Source organism: Pseudarthrobacter lactosi, from assembly GCF_055412785.1.
Map to the genome: position 1 here is coordinate 25,157 of NZ_JBVAYS010000001.1, position 18,244 is coordinate 43,400.

Consider the following 18,244-nt stretch of genomic DNA (forward strand, 5'->3'; position numbering starts at 1 on the left):
GGACAACCAGCCGGCCAAATAACGAAGGACGGGTCATGACACAGGCGGGACGCCAGGGTTCACCACGTAACAGTTCGGGACGTAACAGTTCAGAACGCAATGCCGGACAGGGCGGCGCCAGCCGTAATCCAGCGGCTAGCCGTAATCCGGCGCAGGGCGGCGCCAGCCGTAACGCTGCTCAGGGCGGCAGCGGCCGCCCCAGCACGGCAGGCGGCGGTTTCCGCGCCGGCGCCGGCAAGCGCAACGCCGGATTCGGCGGCGGGGACCGGCCGTACAAGGCCCCGAGGCCGCGCGAGGAGCCATTTGTGGATCCCGGCGATGCTCCGGCGTCGCCGCCGGCCGGCCGCGGAGCCTCCGACTGGAAGCCCGCTGCCAGCGCCTCGGCGCGCAAGCCTGCCGCCCGCAAGCCGGGCGCCAACAAAGCTCCCGGCACCCCGGGCGCACTCAAGCCCAAGCCACGCACCGGCAAGCCCGGAGCCGCGGCCTCACGCGCGTTTGGCAGCGAACGTTTCGGCCAGAACCTTGGCCCCGTGCGCAAGCCTGCCCGCAAGCGCGGACCCCGCGGTTCCGTTCCGCAGTCTGAAATGCACGACGCCGATGGCACCCGCCTGCAGAAGGTCATGGCCCAGGCCGGCGTGGCTTCGCGCCGCGTCTGCGAAGAGATGATCTCCGAAGGCCGGGTGGAAGTCGACGGCCAGGTGGTCACCGAGCTTGGTGTCCGCATTGACCCCAAGACAGCGGTCATCCACGTTGATGGCCTGCGCATCCAGCTGGATGAAAACCTCGTGTACATGGTCTTCAACAAGCCCAAGGGCGTGGTGTCCACCATGGAGGACCCCGACGGCCGTCCCTGCATCAGCGATTTTGTGCGGAAGACCCACCAGGGTGAACGCTTGTTCCACGTTGGCCGGCTGGACGTCGCCACTGAAGGCCTGCTGCTGCTGACGAACGACGGCGAACTGGCCAACCGGCTGACCCACCCGTCCTATGAAGTTCCCAAGACGTACCTGGTCCAGGTCCGCGGTCCGTTCCCGCAGGGAGTCGGCGCCCAGCTCAGGGAAGGTGTGGAACTTGAGGATGGTTTCGCCTCCGTTGACTCCTTTAAGCTGGTGGACTCCACCCCGGGCCACGTGCTGATCGAAGTAATCCTGCATTCGGGCAAGAACCGGATTGTCCGGCGTTTGTTCGACGCCGTCGGTTTCCCGGTCCTGCGCCTGGTGCGCGTCAAGGTGGGTCCCATCGGCCTGGGTGACCAGCGCCAGGGCAGCATCCGCAACCTTGGCAAGCAGGAAGTCGGCCACCTGCTGGCATCCGTAGGACTCTGAGGCATGTCCGCATTTCGCTCCCACGGGCGGGGACACCTCAACGGGCCGGTCGTGGTGATTGGCACCGGCCTGCTCGGTGCCAGCATCGGGCTGGGCCTGCGTGGACGCGGCGTGCCCGTGTTCCTGTCTGACCCGTCGCCGACCAACCAGGCGGTGGCCGTTGATATCGGTGCCGGCCAGCCCCTGGACCAGCTCGGAGACGAGGCACCGGAGCTTGTGGTGGTGGCAGCACCGCCGGACGTGACCGCCGACGTCGTGGCCCGTGCGCTTGCCGACTACCCGGATTCCGTGGTTGTTGACATCGCCAGCGTCAAGGCCGCCATCCTGGCGGAGTTGGGCGGCCGCGGCGCGGACATCACCCGCTATGTGGGCACGCATCCGATGGCCGGGCGCGAAAAGTCCGGGCCGGTTGCGGCCCGCGGCGAGCTCTTCACGTCCATGCCGTGGGTGGTTTGCCCGGGCCCGGAGTCATCCGCGGCGGCCGTGCAGACCGCGCGCTCCCTGGCGGCCGATCTGGGAGCTGTGGTTTCCCAGTTCACTGCCGACGAACACGACGAAGCCGTGGCGTTGGTGTCGCACCTGCCCCAGATCATGTCCTCGCTGCTGGCCAGCCGGCTGCAGGGGACGCCGCTTCACGCGCTGTCCCTTGCCGGCAACGGGCTGCGGGACGTCACGCGGATCGCCGCCAGCGATCCCACGCTGTGGGTCCAGATCCTGGGCGGCAACGCGGGGAAGGTCGTGGAAATCCTTTACGGGGTCCGCGAGGACCTGAACAGGCTCATCGGCACGCTCGAGGAACCGTTGGCGCCGGGCGCCAGGCTTGACCTTGCCCAGCTGATCAGCGAAGGCAATGCCGGGCAGGCCCGTATCCCGGGCAAGCACGGTGGGCCGCCGCAGGCCTACTCCTGGCTCACGGTCCTGGTCGATGACCGGCCAGGACAGATCGCGCGGCTCCTCACCGAAATCGGTGAGATCGGCGTGAACGTGGAAGACCTGCGGCTTGACCATTCCTCGGGCCAGAACGTGGGCATGGTGGAACTGTCCGTGCTGCCGAACAAGCATGACCATCTGATCGAAGCACTCAACGACCGCGGATGGCGGGTATTGCAGTAATGACACAAGAACTTCTTGACACCCTTCCGGCCTTGCGCGTCGGCAGGCCCCTGGTAGTTGCCATCGACGGGCCGTCAGGCTCCGGCAAATCCAGCGTGAGTAAGGAAGTGGCCCGCCGGCTGCACCTTGCCTACCTGGACACGGGTGCCATGTACCGAGCTCTGACCTGGTTCTGCGTCACCACAGGAATCGACCTCAGTGACGCCGCAGCCGTGGAGCAGGCTGCCCGGGACCTGGTCCTGGAACTGAGCACCACACCGCGCGAGGACTACGTGCGCGTGGACGGGGCTGACGTCACGGACGCCATCCGCGAACCGGCAATTTCCTCGGCGGTAAGTACGGTCGCCACCACCCTAGGTGCGCGGACCGAACTGATCCGCCGGCAGCGTGAGCTTATTGAAAAGCACCACCGCCGCATCGTGGTGGAGGGCCGGGACATTACCACCGTCGTCGCGCCGGGCGCTGAAGTCCGCATGCTGCTGACGGCCAGTGAGGAAGCCCGGCTCCGCCGCCGCGGCATCCAGCTGGGCGGCACGCAGAATGCGGAGCAGCTCGCCGCCCAGGTCACCCAGCGCGACGCCAAGGATTCCACGGTGGTGAACTTCACCCAGGCTGCCGACGGTGTTGTCACCCTTGATTCGTCCGATCTGGACTTCGCCGAGACCGTGGACGCGGCGCTCGTGATCGTCACGAAGGTGCTTAACCGTGACTGACGGCGGTGTGCGTCTTCCCTCCGGCTGGACCATGACATGGAGCCGGCCCGTCGGCTGGCTCCTTGACCATGTGGTGTACCGGACGTCCGTCAGTGGCCGGGACAACGTGCCTACAGGCGGGCCGGTGATCTTCGCCGGCAACCACATCAGTTTCCTGGACGGGCCGGTGATGTTCGGCGCGGCGCCGCGTCCCATGCACATCCTGGTTAAGAAGGAGATGTTCAAGGGTCTGTTGGGCCGGGTCCTTCGGGCCTCCGGCCAGCTGCCGGTGGACCGCTCCGGGGACCGGGCAGCGCTGCTGCTGGGCAAAAACATGCTCGACGCCGGCCGTTGCCTCGGGATTCTTCCGGAAGGTACGCGGGGGAGCGGTGCGGCAACGGACATCAACAACGGGGTGGCATGGCTGGCGCTGAACTCTGGCGCCCCAGTGGTCCCCGTGGCGATCCTCGGCACCCGGACGGGCAACGAACACCTCGACACAGTACCCAGGCCGGGGCGGCGGTTCCACGTCAGCTTCGGCAACGCACTGACCCTCAGCCGAAACCCCGGCGAAACGGGCCGTGCTTCAATGGACAGGGCGGGAATGGAAATCCGCGCTGCGCTTGCGGGGCACGTCCAGGAGACCATCCAACACAGTGGGCAGCCTTTGCCCCACGCGGATTTCCGCACGAACTTCACAGCAGTAGCCGGGACGCCGGCAGATGACCACTAAGGAAAGTGCAATGAGCGATACGACTCAAACCTCCGGCCACTCCGGCGCCGGCGAAGACGAATACACGCCCACCGGCACGGACCAGGTGGCCGAGCGGTTGGCAGCCATGGACGACGACGAAGCGGAGATGCGCGCCGCGTCGCTCCGCGCGGGGCTGGCCGACTACGAACTCGACGATGAAGACGCCGCCCTTCTGAGCGGGCAGTTCGACGACGAGGACTTTGACGGTCCGGTCAAGCTCGATCCGGTGCTTGCCATCATCGGCCGTCCCAACGTCGGCAAATCCACCCTCGTGAACCGTATCCTGGGCCGCCGCGAGGCAGTGGTTGAGGATACTCCCGGCGTGACGCGGGACCGGGTGATGTACTCGGCACACTGGAACGGGCGCAACTTCACGGTCGTGGACACCGGCGGCTGGGAGCACGATGCCCGCGGTATCCACGCCCGGGTGGCCGAGCAGGCGGAAATGGCCGTAGAAATGGCTGACGCCGTGCTCTTCGTCGTCGACTCTGCGGTGGGCGCCACCGCAACGGACGAGGGCGTGATGAAGATGCTCCGCCGCAGCAAGAAGCCAGTCATCATGGTGGCCAACAAGGTGGACGACTTCGCCCAGGAGGCGGACTCCGCCACCCTGTGGGGCCTCGGCTTCGGCGAGCCCTACCCCGTCTCAGCCCTGCACGGACGCGGCGTCGCCGACCTCCTGGACCACGTGATGGACACCCTGCCGGAGTTCTCCACGATTGAGGGCCTGGAACGCTCGGGCGGACCCCGCCGCATCGCACTGATCGGCCGCCCGAACGTGGGCAAATCATCACTGCTGAACAAGCTGGCAGGGTCCGAGCGTGTAGTAGTCGACAACACCGCCGGCACCACCCGTGATCCGGTGGATGAGTTCATTGAACTCGGCGACCGCACCTGGCGCTTTGTGGACACGGCGGGCATTCGCCGCCGCCAGCACATGGCACAGGGCGCCGACTACTACGCCTCCCTCCGGACGCAGGCAGCGCTCGAGAAGGCGGAGGTCGCCGTCGTTCTCCTCGCCGTTGATGAAGTCCTCAGCGAGCAGGACGTCCGCATCCTGCAATTGGCCATCGAGTCGGGCCGCGCCCTGGTGCTGGCGTTCAACAAATGGGACCTGCTCGACGACGAACGCCGCACCTACCTGGAGCGCGAAATCGAGCAGGACCTGGCCCACGTGGCCTGGGCGCCGCGGGTCAACATTTCCGCGCTGACCGGCTGGCACAAGGACCGCTTGGTTCCGGCCTTGGACCTGGCCCTGGAGAACTGGGACCGGCGCATCCCCACCGGCAAGCTCAATGCCTTCCTCGGCGAGCTGGTGGCGGCGCACCCGCACCCGGTCCGTGGTGGAAAGCAGCCGCGTATCCTGTACGGCACGCAGGCGTCCAGCCGGCCGCCGAAGTTTGTGCTGTTTACCACCGGATTCCTGGACCCGGGCTACCGCCGCTTTATCACCCGCAGGCTCCGCGAAACGTTCGGTTTCGAGGGCACGCCCATCGAGGTCAACATGCGCGTCCGCGAAAAGCGTGGCAAGAAGCGTTAATTAGGACACGCCGGGGGGCGTGCAGGCTGCAAAGTGTCACTTGCACCCTCCGGAATCGTGTAAGCTTTTCAAGGTGGTTCGGCCGGACTGCTGAGTTGAAATCCTGGCTAACATCGGGAGTAAACGCAGCGGAGAACGGCGGAACTAACGGGCTGTAGCGCAGCTTGGTAGCGCACTTGACTGGGGGTCAAGGGGTCGCAGGTTCAAATCCTGTCAGCCCGACCAAAACAGAAGCGTCCCGGAGAATTTTCTCCGGGACGCTTCCGTTTTGTGCCGTCCTATTAGATTTTCCGTCGGGTTTCGTCACCCTGCCTATTTCAGGAACTTCGACGTCCTGCGGTCCGCCAGGATCTTCCCCTTTGTCTGGCACGTGGGACAGTACTGCAGGGACGTATCGGCGAACGACACCTCCCGGACTGTGTCGCCGCACACCGGGCACGCCTCGCCGGTCCGGGCATGGACACGCATGTGGCTGCGTTTGACGTCCTTGAGCTCATTGGGTGGCTTGCCCTCGGCTTCGGCCAGGGCAGTTCCGAGCACGCTGTGGATGGCGTTGTACAGCACCTGCACCGTGTCGCGGTCCAAGGACTTGGCGGTGGCAAAGGGAGAGATCCTTGCCGCATGGAGGATCTCGTCGCTGTAGGCGTTCCCGATCCCTGCGATCACGCTCTGGCTCCGCAGGACGCCCTTGATCTGCTGGGAGGTGGAGCCAAGAATTTCCGCCAGCATGTCCGCGTCGAATGCTGCGCTGAACGGGTCCGGCCCGAGGGCCGCGATGCCCGGCACATCCTGGGGATCGCGCACCACGTACACGGCCAGGCTCTTTTTGGTCCCCGCCTCCGTGAGGTCCATGCCATGGGCACCGTCCGGACCGCTGAACGCCAGCCGGGCAGCGATGTAGCCCTTTCCCAGCCGGAGCTGGGTGCCGGTAGGGGAGTCCGTGAAACGGATCCACCCTGCCCGGGCGAGATGGAAGACAAACGACGGCCCGTCAGTGTCAAGGCTGACAAACTTTCCGAACCGGCTGACGCCGCGGATGATGCAGTTCTCCAACGCGGTGAAGGGCGGATCCGCCGTCTTCAGCACGGCAAAGGAGACGATCTGGATCTTCCGTACCACCGCTCCGCGCAGGTGCTCGTCCAGGAAACCGGCCAGGCCTGCAACCTCTGGTAGCTCCGGCATGGCTTACCTGCGGTCAGCCTGGCTGTCCGTGGCGGCCGGTGTCTTAGGGACAGGTGAGGTAGCCGCGGGGTCATTGGCCGCCTTCGCCGCCAGGGAGCGCTCGGCATCTGCCTTCTTAAGCGCCTTCATCTTTTTGCCGCGCTGCCGCCAGACCCTCCACAGGACCAGGCCAACCACAAAGATAACAGCGGCGGCGATGGCTGAGATCTGCGTCCACATGGGGAACCAGGTGGCCTCGGTGCCAAGGATCCGCTGTCCGTTGTGGGCGGCCTGCGAGCTGCCGAACATGATTCCGGCGGTCAGTAGATTTGGGGACGCGAGGGCCACAGCGCCGAGGAGGATGGCTAGCTTCCAGGGCCATCCCACGGATTTGCGGGTTGCCTGCCAGGCCACCAGGAGGGGGACGAACGTGAAAACGAACCCATAGAACATCCCCACCAGGATGCCCGCACCAAGGTTGCCCTGGACCTGGTTGCGGATAACGTTCGCCCACCAGACCGGGAGGATGGCCGCAAAGGCAAAGTATGCGATGGCGAGTACAACCAGCGCCACCGCAACGAGGATGATCCGCGCAGCCCAGTTCGCCCTTTTTGCAGGCGATTCCCGTGAGTGTGTTCTCATGCGTCTCATCATGTCAGAATCCTCCTCGAACGCCCGTGGAGTTGTGCCTATACTTTCAGCGGCGGCTTGTTTTGCAGGCCCCGTTGACATTGGTGATTGACCCGATGAAAGGCCCCTGATGAGCAACATTCCCGAAGACCTGTCCTACACCGCCGAGCACGAGTGGGTGTCCGCACCGAGCGCCGACGGCGTGGTCCGGGTGGGCATCACCGACTTCGCGCAGGACGCACTCGGAGATGTTGTCTACGCCCAGCTGCCGGAAGCAGGTACTAACATCACCGCCAACGAAGTAGTTGGCGAGGTCGAATCCACCAAAAGCGTCAGCGATATCTATGCTCCGGTGAGCGGCGAAGTCGTTGCACGCAACGAATCCCTGGATACCGATTCGGCTTTGATCAACTCCGATCCCTACGGCGACGGCTGGCTGATCGAGATCCGGCTTGCCGAAGCAGACGCCGTGGAATCCTTGCTCAGTGCATCCGAGTACGAACAGCAGGTAGGCTGAAGCTAACGGGTTCATCCGGTCCGGCCAAACGGCGTCTTCGCACGTCAGTGGCCGGATCCGGGCCCGGTAACGGATCCGCGAGGCGGATCCGCAGGGCAAATGTTGATTGCAGGCGTGAGAGCTGCAGCGAAAGAGGAGGAATCCATGGTTGGCCACGAACAGGACCCTGCCGAAGGCGAGCACGGCACAGGTGCAGCCAGGGCTTCGGAGACCACCTCGATTCATCTCACCCCCGTCACCGACGAGCCCACGATCGCCCCCAAGCTGTCCATGGACGAGCGTTCATCCGTGGAGGCACTGCCGGCCGGTTCCGCGCTCCTGGTTGCCCACAGCGGCCCGAATGCGGGTGCCCGGTTCCTGCTTGACACGGACACCACCACGGCCGGCCGTCATCCTGACGCCGACATCTTCCTTGATGACGTCACCGTATCGCGGCGCCACGTCGAATTCCGCCGCACAGCGCGGAGCTTTGAAGTGGTGGATACCGGCAGCCTCAACGGCACGTACGTTAACCACGACCGCGTCGACAGTGTTGAGCTGAAGTCCGGGAACGAAGTCCAGATCGGTAAGTTCCGACTCACCTTCTACCTGAGCCCTGCCCGCGCAGCAGGCCGCGCCTGATCCCGGGACACTTGCCTGTGGCAATGGCACAACCGGAACGCCGGGGGCCCCAAGTTTTGAACATCGGGGAAGTCCTCGCGCAACTCAGCGGCGACTTTCCGGGTATGACTGCGTCGAAAATCAGGTTCCTGGAGGAAAAAGGCCTGATTAATCCTCGCCGCACTCCGGCCGGGTACCGGCAGTACTCGGACAGTGACGTCGAGCGTCTCCGTTTTGTGCTGGCGCTCCAGCGGGACCAATACCTTCCACTGAAAGTCATCAAGGACTACCTTGATGCGATTGACAGGGGAGAACGGCCGGAGAACCTGCCGCCCGGCGTCGTGGTTTCGCCGCGGATCGTTTCGGATGAACTGGCCGCGGAGCTTCAGAACCGCGGCCGGAAATTCAACGAGGAACAACTGCGGACTGAATCCGGTGCCAGCGTTGCTTTGCTCCAATCCCTGCTGAGCTTCGGGCTGATCAGCCACAGCAGCGGCAAGTTCGACGAGCACGCCCTCCAGGTTGCCCGTGCCTGCGTGCAACTGGAGAGCCACGGCCTCGAACCGCGCCACCTGCGGCCGTTCCAGGCCGCGGCGGAACGTGAATTCGGGCTCGTCGAGCGGGCAGTTGCGCCGCTTGCGTCCAGGCGAGATTCCGCGTCACAGGCACGGGCTGCAGAGGCCGCCCGCGAAATCAGCGACCTCTGCCTGGTCCTGCACCGGGCCCTGGTCCAGGACCGTATCTCACGTATGGACATCTGATGATCGAAGTGGAGATCGTAGGCGTTCGCATCGAACTGCCGTCCAACCAGCCGCTCGTCCTGCTGCGCGAGATCCATGGCGAACGCCACGTGCCCATTTGGATCGGGACTCCGGAGGCAAGCGCCATCGCCCTGGCCCAGCAAGGGGTAGTGCCGCCGCGCCCGATGACCCACGACCTCCTGGTTGACGTAGTGGAATCCCTGGGCCACTCGGTTGTCAGCGTCAACATTGTGGCCGTTGAGGACAACATTTTTTATGGCCAGCTCCAGTTCGAGAACGGGACCACCGTCAGCTCACGCGCGTCGGATGCCCTCGCTATCGCGTTGCGGGCCAAGTGCCGCATCTGGTGTGCTGACTCCGTGATGGATGAAGCCGGAGTCCGTATCACCGAGCATGACGAGGGGGAAGACACTGACCCGGGCCCCACCGTGGACGAGGAGCGCGAACTGCGGCGGTTCCGTGAGTTCCTGGACGACGTTGAGCCGGAAGACTTCGACGGCTGAGGTCACGTTAAGGTTAAAGTTGAGCCTGAAAGTTCCGACACGCCTGCACCAAGGGGCCAAGATCTTTGACCTTGGGGCGCGGCGGGCCTAACGTCGAAGGTACCAAGCTCCCATTGCTTCCGGCAGCCGCGCAAGTCACACTGTAAAAGTACGACCCCCGCGAAATTACATGCATGGACTTCATGCGTGCACCGGCTGATGCAGTGATCCCCGGGAGCTTATACGAAGGAGGATCCAGGTGAGTCCCAAAGGCGAAGCAGGCGGGCTGAAGCAGCCCACAACGGCTGGTGTAGCTGTGCCCGCGAGCGGTGCCCAGGGCCTCCTGTTTACCGAAGACCTTCCCGTACTTGATGAGGACGCTGGATACCGCGGCCCGACGGCCTGCAAGGCGGCCGGAATCACGTACCGCCAGCTGGACTACTGGGCACGGACCGGGTTGGTTGAGCCCGCAGTCCGCGGCGCCGCCGGCTCAGGCTCACAGCGGCTCTACGGTTTCCGGGACATTCTCGTCCTCAAAGTAGTCAAACGGCTCCTGGACACCGGAGTTTCCCTTCAGCAGATCCGCACCGCAGTGGAACACCTCCGCGAACGCGGAGTGGAGGACCTGGCGCAGATCACCCTCATGAGCGACGGCGCGAGCGTCTACGAATGCACATCCGCTGACGAGGTTATCGATCTTGTCCAGGGCGGCCAAGGTGTATTCGGCATCGCGGTGGGCAAGGTCTGGCGCGAAGTCGAAGGCAGCCTGGCTTCCCTGCCGAGCGAACACGCCGTCGAACAGTCCTTTCCCGACGACGAACTGAGCAAGCGGCGCGCTGCCCGCAAGATCGGCTGACACCACAGGCTGACACAAAAACAACGAGAAGAGGCCACCCCGGCGGGGTGGCCTCTTCTCGTTGTCCGCAAAACCTGTGGCTGCAGAGGGGCACTGCAGCCAGGTGTTACCGCTGGGTTCGGTTCCGCAGGCCGCTTCCGGTCGCCAGGAGGTTGGCAAGGAGGGCGTCGAACAGCGCAGCGGATGACTTCGCGGATTCGCCGGGCCAGTGGTGCACCGGGTGGGCCGCGCCCTGGATCTGCTGCCAGTTCGCCTGTTCGGGGATGCGCGGGCTCAACAGGAGGTCACCGAACATCGATTCCATTTCCGCGAGCCGGTAGGTGTGTTCGGAGGAGCCTGTGCGCACGCGGTTGGCCACAATGCCGGCGGGAGATAGGTTCGGCGCAAATTCCTGCTTGAACAGCTGGATGGCGCGCATGGTCCGCTCGGTTCCCGCCACCGAGAAAAGTCCGGGCTCGGCCACCAGTGCCACCTTGTCACTTGCGGACCAGGCCATCCGGGTCAGCCCGTTCAGCGATGGCGGGCAGTCTATGAGGACCAGTTCGTAGCGGTCGGCGCCGGCCAGGACTGCGGAAAGCCTGCGGAGGTCGCGGCGGCCCAGGTCGGGGCGGTCGTAGATGCCCGTGTAGGCCGAACCCACAGCGACGTCCAGTACGGCCGGTCCGGACCCGTTGGTGTGCGCCCGTGCCGTCCAGGAGCTGCCTGCGACATTGTCCGCCAGTTTGGCACGGCGGGGGCTCTTGAGCATCCTGCCGATGTCCAGCTGGTCGCCGGACTGGACGCCCAGGGCAGTGGTCGCGTCCGCATGCGGATCGAGGTCCACCACCAGTGTGGGGATGCCCGCGGCAAGCGCCGCAGACGCCAATCCTGTGGTGACGGAAGTCTTGCCGACTCCGCCCTTGAGGCTGCTGATGCTGACTACTTGCACTTGTGAGACCAAAACCTAACGCCGGCTGCCGTGTTCGGGGTAATGTTTGCTCCGGCACTGCCGAAGCTGGCGGCTCGAGCCGCCTTACTCATCATATGTGGCTGCGCCGGTGAATCCCGCCTTATGGGGACGCGGCATGGCACGGGGATGGTATGGCGGGCTGGTTCTGCCAGCCTCCGTGGATGCACGCGGGACATGACGGAGGTTTCTGTGACTCTGGCCACAGTGATTTGTATTTCTAAGCGCGGGTCTTAGACACTGTGACCACTTACCGATACACCCGCAATGATGCAGGAGAATTATGTTTTCCAAGATTCTGGTGGCCAACCGCGGCGAAATCGCGATCCGGGCCTTCCGTGCCAGCTACGAGCTCGGCGCCAAGACCGTTGCTGTCTTCCCCAATGAGGACCGAAATTCCATCCACCGCCAGAAGGCCGATGAGGCATACCTGATCGGCGACGTGGGGCATCCCGTCCGGGCCTACCTCGATGTTGCCGAAGTGGTTCGCGTCGCCAAGGAGTCCGGCGCCGACGCCATCTACCCCGGCTACGGCTTCCTGTCGGAAAACCCGGACCTCGCCCGCGCAGCACAGGAGGCGGGCATCACCTTTGTTGGCCCGCCGGCTGAGGTGCTTGAGCTGGCCGGCAACAAGGTGGCAGCTCTGAAGGCCGCCCGTGAGGCCGGTGTGCCGGTCCTGAAATCGAGTGAACCCTCGAAGGACATGGATGAGCTGATCGCCGCGGCCGACGAGATCGGCTTCCCCATCTTCGCCAAGGCCGTCGCCGGTGGCGGCGGACGCGGCATGCGGCGCGTCGACACCAGGGAAGGCCTTCCTGAGGCCCTGCAGGCCGCCATGCGCGAAGCTGATGCCGCGTTCGGTGACCCCACCATGTTCCTCGAGCAGGCAGTGCTCCGCCCGCGCCACATAGAGGTCCAGATTCTGGCCGACGCCGAGGGTAACGTCATCCACCTCTTCGAGCGTGACTGCTCCATCCAGCGCCGGCACCAGAAAGTCATCGAGATTGCCCCGGCACCCAACCTGGACGAAGGCATCCGCCAGGCCCTTTACCGTGACGCGGTGAAGTTCGCCAAGGCCCTGAACTACGTCAACGCCGGAACCGTGGAGTTCCTGGTGGATACCGTCGGCGAACGCGCCGGACAGCACGTCTTCATTGAAATGAATCCCCGTATCCAGGTGGAGCACACCGTTACTGAGGAAGTCACGGACGTTGACCTGGTCCAGGCACAGCTTCGGATCGCCTCCGGCGAGACCCTCGCGGACCTCGGCCTCTCCCAGGAGACGGTCCAGCTCAAGGGTGCGGCGCTGCAGTGCCGCATCACCACCGAGGACCCGGCGAACGGGTTCCGGCCCGACGTCGGGAAGATCACCGGCTACCGCTCCGCCGGCGGTGCCGGTGTAAGGCTCGACGGCGGCACCGTCTACTCGGGTGCCGAAATCAGTCCCCACTTTGACTCAATGCTCGTAAAGCTGAGTTGCCGCGGCCGCGACTACCCTGCCGCCGTGGCCCGCGCCCGCCGGGCCCTCGCGGAGTTCCGCATCCGAGGTGTGTCGACCAATATTTCCTTCCTTCAGGCCGTCCTCGATGACGCCGACTTCATTGCCGGCAACGTTGCCACGAACTTCATCGACGAGCGTCCCCAGCTGCTGAAGGCCCGGGTCTCCGCCGACCGCGGCACCAAGCTCCTGACCTGGCTGGCCGAAGTCACTGTCAACAAGCCCAACGGTGAGCTGAAAGTGCACTCGGATCCGGCCGCCAAACTCCCCGCCGTTGGCGATGGGCAGGCCGCACCGGGATCGCGCCAGCGCCTGCTGGAGCTTGGCCCCGAAGGATTCGCCAAGGCCCTGCGTGAGCAGACCGCCGTGGCCGTCACTGACACCACCTTCCGCGATGCCCACCAGTCCCTGCTGGCCACTCGGGTGCGGACACGCGACCTCGTGGCCGCCGGTCCAGCAGTCACAGCCCTCCTGCCGGAACTCCTGTCCGTTGAGGCCTGGGGCGGCGCAACCTATGACGTAGCACTGCGCTTCCTCGGTGAGGACCCCTGGGACCGGCTGGCCGCCCTGCGGAAGGCGCTGCCCAACGTTTGCCTGCAGATGCTGCTGCGCGGCCGGAACACGGTGGGCTACACGCCCTACCCGGAGGAGGTGACCGTGGCTTTTGTCAACGAGGCCGCCGCCACCGGCATCGACATTTTCCGCATCTTCGATGCCCTGAACGACGTGAACCAGATGGCGCCCGCCATCCGCGCTGTCCGGGCCACCGGCACAGCAGTGGCTGAAGTGGCCCTGTGCTACACAGGCGACATGCTGAACCCGGACGAGAAGCTGTACACGCTGGACTACTACCTGGAACTGGCCCAGCGGATCGTGGACGCCGGCGCGCACATCCTTGCCATCAAAGACATGGCGGGTCTGCTCCGCCCGGCAGCGGCCGCCAAACTGGTGGCTGCACTGCGCGAACGCTTCGACCTCCCGGTCCACCTCCACACCCATGACACGGCCGGCGGTCAGCTGGCCACCCTGCTGGCGGCAGTTGACGCCGGCGTGGATGCTGTTGACGTTGCCTCCGCCTCGCTGGCCGGTACCACCAGCCAGCCCTCCGCCTCCGCCCTTGTGGCGGCGCTGGCGCATACCCCGCGGGATACCGGCTTGAGCCTTGAGGCAGTCAGTTCCCTTGAGCCGTACTGGGAAGCCGTGCGCCGCGTCTACGCGCCGTTCGAGTCAGGTCTTCCGGGCCCCACCGGCCGTGTCTACCAGCATGAAATCCCGGGCGGCCAGCTCTCCAACCTGCGCCAGCAGGCCATGGCTCTGGGTCTGGGGGAGCGCTTCGAAGCGATCGAGGACATGTACACCGCCGCGGACCGGATCCTCGGCCGCCTGGTGAAGGTCACACCGTCGTCCAAGGTGGTGGGCGACCTCGCCCTGCATCTCGTGGGCCTTAACGCAGATCCGGCGGACTTCAACGAAAACCCGCAGAACTACGATATCCCCGACTCCGTCATCGGCTTCCTCTCCGGCGAACTCGGGGACCCGCCCGGAGGATGGCCGGAACCCTTCCGCACGAAGGCGCTCCAGGGCCGCAGCATCAAGGTCCGCGATGTTGACCTCAGCCCCGAGGACAGCGCCGCGCTCCAGGGTGATTCCAAGACCCGCCAGAGCACGCTGAACCGCCTGCTCTTCGAGGGCCCCACCAAGGATTACCTCAAGAGTGTGGAGACCTACGGCAACATTTCCGTCCTCGACACCCGCGATTACCTTTACGGCCTTCAGCGCGGCGCCGAGCACGAGATCCAGTTGGAGAAGGGTGTCCGGCTGATCGCCTCGCTGGAAGCCGTTTCCGAGCCCGACGAGAAGGGCATGCGCACGGTGATGTGCACGCTCAACGGCCAGTCCCGCCCCGTTGTGGTCCGTGACCGCTCCGTGGTGAGCAACGTCAAGGCCGCAGAGAAGGCAGACCCGGCCCAGCCCGGCCACGTTGCCGCGCCGTTCGCCGGTGCCGTCACCGTGACCGTCAAGGCCGGCGACACGGTCAGTGCCGGTGACACGGTGGCCACCATCGAAGCGATGAAGATGGAAGCCTCCATTACGACCCCGGTGGCAGGCAAAGTCTCGCGGCTCGCTATCTCAGCCGTGGAGCAGGTCCAGGGCGGGGACCTCCTGCTCGTTGTGGAGTAACACCACTCAAACGCAACGCGGGGTCACTCCGCGCCCAATAAACACTGTTTATCGGGCGGGAAGTGACCCCGCGTTGTTGTTTGCTTGGCGGTTTTGCGGTTGGCCTCAGCCGCGCCGCGCGCCGTACATTTCCTCGATGACTGTCTCGAAGTCCTTCATCACCTGGCCGCGCTTCACCTTCATGGACGGCGTGAGGTGGCCGGAGGCTTCCGTGAAGTCCGAAGCGACGATCCGGAACGACTTGATGGCCTCCGCCTGTGACACCGAGGCGTTTGCCTGCGTGATGAGGTCCTGCACGGCGGCCTTGACCACCGGGTTCTCGACCGCCTCATCGAGTGTGGTGGCGGCCGGCAGCCCGTGCCGGTGAAGCCAGCCCGGCAAGGCCTCCTGGTCCAGGGTCACCAGGGCGCCGATGAACGGCCGGTTGTCGCCGACCACCAGGACCTGGGAGACCAGCGCGTCCGCCCGGATCTGGTCCTCAAGCAGTGCCGGAACCACGTTTTTGCCGCCCGCTGTGACAATGATTTCTTTCTTGCGGCCGGTGATCCAGACGAAGCCGTCGTCGTCCAGGCGGCCGATATCACCCGTGCGGAACCAGCCCTCGGCAAACGTATCCGCCATCAGGTCATCGCGTTTGTAGTAGCCGCGCATCACGCACACGCCCTTGGCGAGGATCTCGCCGTCTTCGGCGATTTTCACCGAGTTGCCCGGCAGCGGCTTGCCCACTGAGCCGATCTTGATCCGGGACGGGGTGTTCACAGTGATCGGTGCCGTGGTCTCGGTAAGGCCGTAGCCCTCGAGCACCTGCAGGCCGATGCCCTGGAAGAAGTGGCCCAGGCGCTCTCCCAGCGGCCCGCCGCCGGAGACAGCGTGGGCAACGTGCCCGCCCATGGCGGCACGTAGCTTGCCATAGACCAGCTTGTCGAACAGTGCATGGCGGAGCTTAAGGCCCAGGCCGACGTGCCCTGCCTGCCGGGCTTTGGAGAACGCGATGGCGGTCTCGGTGGCCTTGTGGAAGATCGCCCCCTTGCCGCCGTCCTCTGCCTTCGTCAGGGCCGAGTTGTACACCTTTTCGAAGACGCGCGGGACGGCCAGGATGAACGTGGGCTCGTAGCTCTGCAGGTCAGCCAGCAGGTTCTTGATGTCCGGGGTGTGGGCCACGGTGGTTCCGGCGGCCATGGCCAGGACGGAGATGAAGCGAGCGAACACGTGCGCCAGCGGCAGGAACATGATGGTCTTGGCGTGCTCATGCACAATCTCGCCGATGATGGCAAGGGCGTTGTCGGAGAGCTCAACGAAGTTGCCATGCGTGAGTTCGCAGCCCTTGGGCCGGCCCGTGGTTCCTGAGGTGTAGATAATGGTGGCGACGTCGTCAAGGTTGGCGGCACTGCGGCGAGCCTCAAGGTCGGCGTCGCTGACGTCCCGGCCGGCCTCACGGACGGCGTCCAGGCCGCCGCCTTCGAGCTGCCAGACGTGCTGGAGGGCGGTGAGGCCTTCGGAGGTGGCGGCCTGCCGGATGATGTCCTCATGGTGGGCGGCCTCGCCGAATGCGGCGACCGCCCCGGAGTCACCGAGGTTCCAGGCAACCTGCGACGGCGATGAGGTCTCGTAGATGGGCACCGAGACGGCACCGGCGAACCAGATGGCGAAGTCGATGAGCGCCCACTCGTAGCGTGTGCGGGACATGATGCCCACCCGGTCGCCGGCTCCCACGCCGCTGGCCATCAGGCCCTTTGCAAGGGCTTGGACGTCCGCAAGGAAGTCTGTGGCGGAGACATCCCGCCAGGCGCCTGCGGAGTCCAGCCGCGAGAAGAGTGCCGGGTTGCTGGGCTTGGCTGCCTGCCGAAGCACAAGATCGGTGATGTTGGTTTCCGGTGGGACAACAACCAGGGGCGGAACACTGAATTCGCGCACTATAGCTCCTTTGATATCCATAGACCCGCACAGGGTATGCCTAAAGACTAATACGCCTGTGACGTGGCCGTGCAGAATCAAACCTACTGGCCAGTAACATAGGAGTCAAAGAGGAGTGTGAAGGCCATGGGCCCGGCTTAGGGTGCTGCCCGCCCGGGGCGCCCTAGAATGAAGCACTATGTATGTAACGCCTCCCGGCGAGCCGGCCGCTCCGCCCCGACGTCCAGCCCCCTGGCGGCGGCGGCCGCTGGGATTGAAGGCCCGGCCCAGGCAGGTGGAAACGTTCCGCGAGCACCTCCGGCTCGGGCGCAAGGGGCTGGCGATCGGCATCGATATCGGCGGCACCAAGGTCGCCGCCGGCGTGGTGGACGCTGACGGAAGGATTCTCAGCGAGGCCCGGCGGTCCACCCCCGGCAGCGACCCGCGCGCTGTCGAGCAGGTTATCGTCGAACTCGTGGACGAACTGGGCGCCGGCCACAGGGTCTGGTCAGTGGGCATCGGTGCGGCCGGTTGGATGGACCTGGACGGCGGAACCGTGCTTTTCAGTCCGCACCTCGCCTGGCGCAACGAGCCGTTGCGGGCAAACCTGCAGCGCCTGCTGCGCCGGCCTGTGCTGCTGACGAACGACGCCGACGCCGCGGCCTGGGCGGAGTGGCGCTTTGGTGCGGGGCAAGGGGAGGACCGGCTGGTGTGCATCACCCTCGGTACCGGTATCGGCGGCGCCATGGTGATGGACGGGCGGGTGGAGCGCGGCCGGTTTGGTGTGGCCGGCGAATTCGGCCACCAGATCATCATGCCCGGCGGGCAGCGTTGCGAGTGCGGGAACCGGGGCTGCTGGGAGCAGTATGCGTCGGGCAACGCCCTCGGAAGGGAAGCGAGGATCCTGGCGCGCGCCAATTCGCCGGTTGCCCAGGAATTGCTGGCCACCGTCGGCGGTGATGCGGAGCAGATCACCGGGGCGATTGTCACTGAACTGGCACTCGCCGGCGACGCGGCCTGCCGCGAACTCCTGGACGAAGTGGGCGAGTGGCTGGGGTTGGGACTGGCGAACCTGGCGGCAGCATTGGATCCGGGACTGTTTGTGATCGGCGGGGGACTCTGCTCGGCAGGGGACCTGCTGGTGGAGCCGGCCCGCAAGGCCTTCGCCCGGAACCTCACCGGCCGGGGCTTCCGTCCGGCGGCCGGCATCGAGCTGGCAGCGCTCGGACCAAACGCGGGGCTCATCGGAGCGGCCGATCTATCCCGCGTCAGCAGCCGCATGCGGTGACGTGCGA

The 18,244-nt window shown here is 65.4% G+C and carries 16 protein-coding genes and 1 tRNA gene; 13 read left to right on the top strand and 4 right to left on the bottom strand.

Going from position 1 to position 18,244, the window contains the following annotated elements:
• Positions 1 to 35 precede the first annotated feature (35 nt).
• The 6 genes from ACZY0Q_RS00120 (at position 36) to ACZY0Q_RS00145 (ending at position 5,649) form a co-directional block, all read left to right on the top strand.
• On the top strand, positions 36 to 1,325 hold the full coding sequence (locus ACZY0Q_RS00120) for a pseudouridine synthase (protein ID WP_463913235.1): 1,290 nt from the start codon (positions 36 to 38) through the stop codon (positions 1,323 to 1,325).
• Between the two features lie 3 nt (positions 1,326 to 1,328).
• On the top strand, positions 1,329 to 2,438 hold the full coding sequence (locus tag ACZY0Q_RS00125) for a prephenate dehydrogenase (protein WP_463913237.1): 1,110 nt from the start codon (positions 1,329 to 1,331) through the stop codon (positions 2,436 to 2,438).
• On the top strand, positions 2,438 to 3,151 hold the full coding sequence (gene cmk, locus ACZY0Q_RS00130; protein ID WP_463913239.1) for a (d)CMP kinase: 714 nt from the start codon (positions 2,438 to 2,440) through the stop codon (positions 3,149 to 3,151). The genes ACZY0Q_RS00125 and cmk overlap by 1 nt, the downstream gene beginning before the upstream one ends.
• A 31-nt stretch (positions 3,152 to 3,182) precedes the next feature.
• Positions 3,183 to 3,863, top strand: coding sequence for a lysophospholipid acyltransferase family protein (locus ACZY0Q_RS00135; RefSeq protein WP_463916191.1), 681 nt, complete (start codon positions 3,183 to 3,185; stop codon positions 3,861 to 3,863).
• A 10-nt stretch (positions 3,864 to 3,873) separates the two neighbouring features.
• Positions 3,874 to 5,424, top strand: coding sequence for a ribosome biogenesis GTPase Der (gene der / locus ACZY0Q_RS00140; protein WP_463913241.1), 1,551 nt, complete (start codon positions 3,874 to 3,876; stop codon positions 5,422 to 5,424).
• A 148-nt stretch (positions 5,425 to 5,572) separates the two neighbouring features.
• Positions 5,573 to 5,649, top strand: a tRNA-Pro gene (locus tag ACZY0Q_RS00145).
• An 87-nt stretch (positions 5,650 to 5,736) separates the two neighbouring features.
• Here ACZY0Q_RS00145 and ACZY0Q_RS00150 read toward each other — a convergent pair.
• Positions 5,737 to 6,606 carry an Fpg/Nei family DNA glycosylase gene (locus ACZY0Q_RS00150; RefSeq protein ID WP_463913243.1) on the bottom strand — a complete coding sequence of 290 codons (870 nt, stop codon included), beginning with the start codon at positions 6,604 to 6,606 and terminating at the stop codon, positions 5,737 to 5,739.
• Positions 6,607 to 6,609: 3 nt separating this feature from the next.
• Positions 6,610 to 7,227, bottom strand: coding sequence for a hypothetical protein (locus tag ACZY0Q_RS00155; protein WP_463913245.1), 618 nt, complete (start codon positions 7,225 to 7,227; stop codon positions 6,610 to 6,612).
• 118 nt (positions 7,228 to 7,345) lie between these two features.
• On the opposite strand from ACZY0Q_RS00155, the gene gcvH reads away from it, so the two are divergent.
• The 5 genes from gcvH (at position 7,346) to ACZY0Q_RS00180 (ending at position 10,431) form a co-directional block, all read left to right on the top strand.
• Positions 7,346 to 7,732, top strand: a complete 387-nt coding sequence (gcvH, locus tag ACZY0Q_RS00160; RefSeq protein WP_463913247.1) for a glycine cleavage system protein GcvH — start codon at positions 7,346 to 7,348, stop codon at positions 7,730 to 7,732.
• A gap of 144 nt (positions 7,733 to 7,876) precedes the next feature.
• Entirely contained in the window at positions 7,877 to 8,353 is a 477-nt protein-coding gene (locus tag ACZY0Q_RS00165; RefSeq protein ID WP_463916192.1) for an FHA domain-containing protein, read from the top strand.
• A gap of 23 nt (positions 8,354 to 8,376) precedes the next feature.
• Complete coding sequence (ftsR, locus tag ACZY0Q_RS00170) at positions 8,377 to 9,093, top strand: transcriptional regulator FtsR (RefSeq protein WP_463913248.1); 717 nt, start codon at positions 8,377 to 8,379, stop codon at positions 9,091 to 9,093.
• Entirely contained in the window at positions 9,093 to 9,596 is a 504-nt protein-coding gene (locus ACZY0Q_RS00175) for a bifunctional nuclease family protein (RefSeq protein ID WP_056342311.1), read from the top strand. Before ftsR ends, ACZY0Q_RS00175 begins: the two co-directional genes overlap by 1 nt.
• 238 nt (positions 9,597 to 9,834) lie before the next feature.
• Positions 9,835 to 10,431 (top strand): MerR family transcriptional regulator, encoded by a 597-nt coding sequence (locus ACZY0Q_RS00180; protein WP_463913250.1) that lies wholly within the window; start codon positions 9,835 to 9,837, stop codon positions 10,429 to 10,431.
• 106 nt (positions 10,432 to 10,537) lie between these two features.
• Here ACZY0Q_RS00180 and ACZY0Q_RS00185 read toward each other — a convergent pair whose 3' ends face one another.
• Positions 10,538 to 11,359 carry a ParA family protein gene (locus ACZY0Q_RS00185; RefSeq protein WP_463913252.1) on the bottom strand — a complete coding sequence of 274 codons (822 nt, stop codon included), beginning with the start codon at positions 11,357 to 11,359 and terminating at the stop codon, positions 10,538 to 10,540.
• Between the two features lie 301 nt (positions 11,360 to 11,660).
• Here ACZY0Q_RS00185 and ACZY0Q_RS00190 point away from each other — a divergent pair, with 301 nt between their 5' ends.
• On the top strand, positions 11,661 to 15,056 hold the full coding sequence (locus ACZY0Q_RS00190) for a pyruvate carboxylase (RefSeq protein ID WP_463913253.1): 3,396 nt from the start codon (positions 11,661 to 11,663) through the stop codon (positions 15,054 to 15,056).
• A gap of 105 nt (positions 15,057 to 15,161) precedes the next feature.
• On the opposite strand, the gene ACZY0Q_RS00195 is transcribed toward ACZY0Q_RS00190, so the two are convergent.
• Positions 15,162 to 16,970, bottom strand: coding sequence for an AMP-dependent synthetase/ligase (locus ACZY0Q_RS00195; RefSeq protein WP_463913255.1), 1,809 nt, complete (start codon positions 16,968 to 16,970; stop codon positions 15,162 to 15,164).
• Positions 16,971 to 17,148: 178 nt separating this feature from the next.
• Between ACZY0Q_RS00195 and ACZY0Q_RS00200 the strand changes: the two genes are divergently transcribed.
• On the top strand, positions 17,149 to 18,237 hold the full coding sequence (locus ACZY0Q_RS00200) for an ROK family glucokinase (RefSeq protein ID WP_463913256.1): 1,089 nt from the start codon (positions 17,149 to 17,151) through the stop codon (positions 18,235 to 18,237).
• Positions 18,238 to 18,244: the final 7 nt, after the last annotated feature.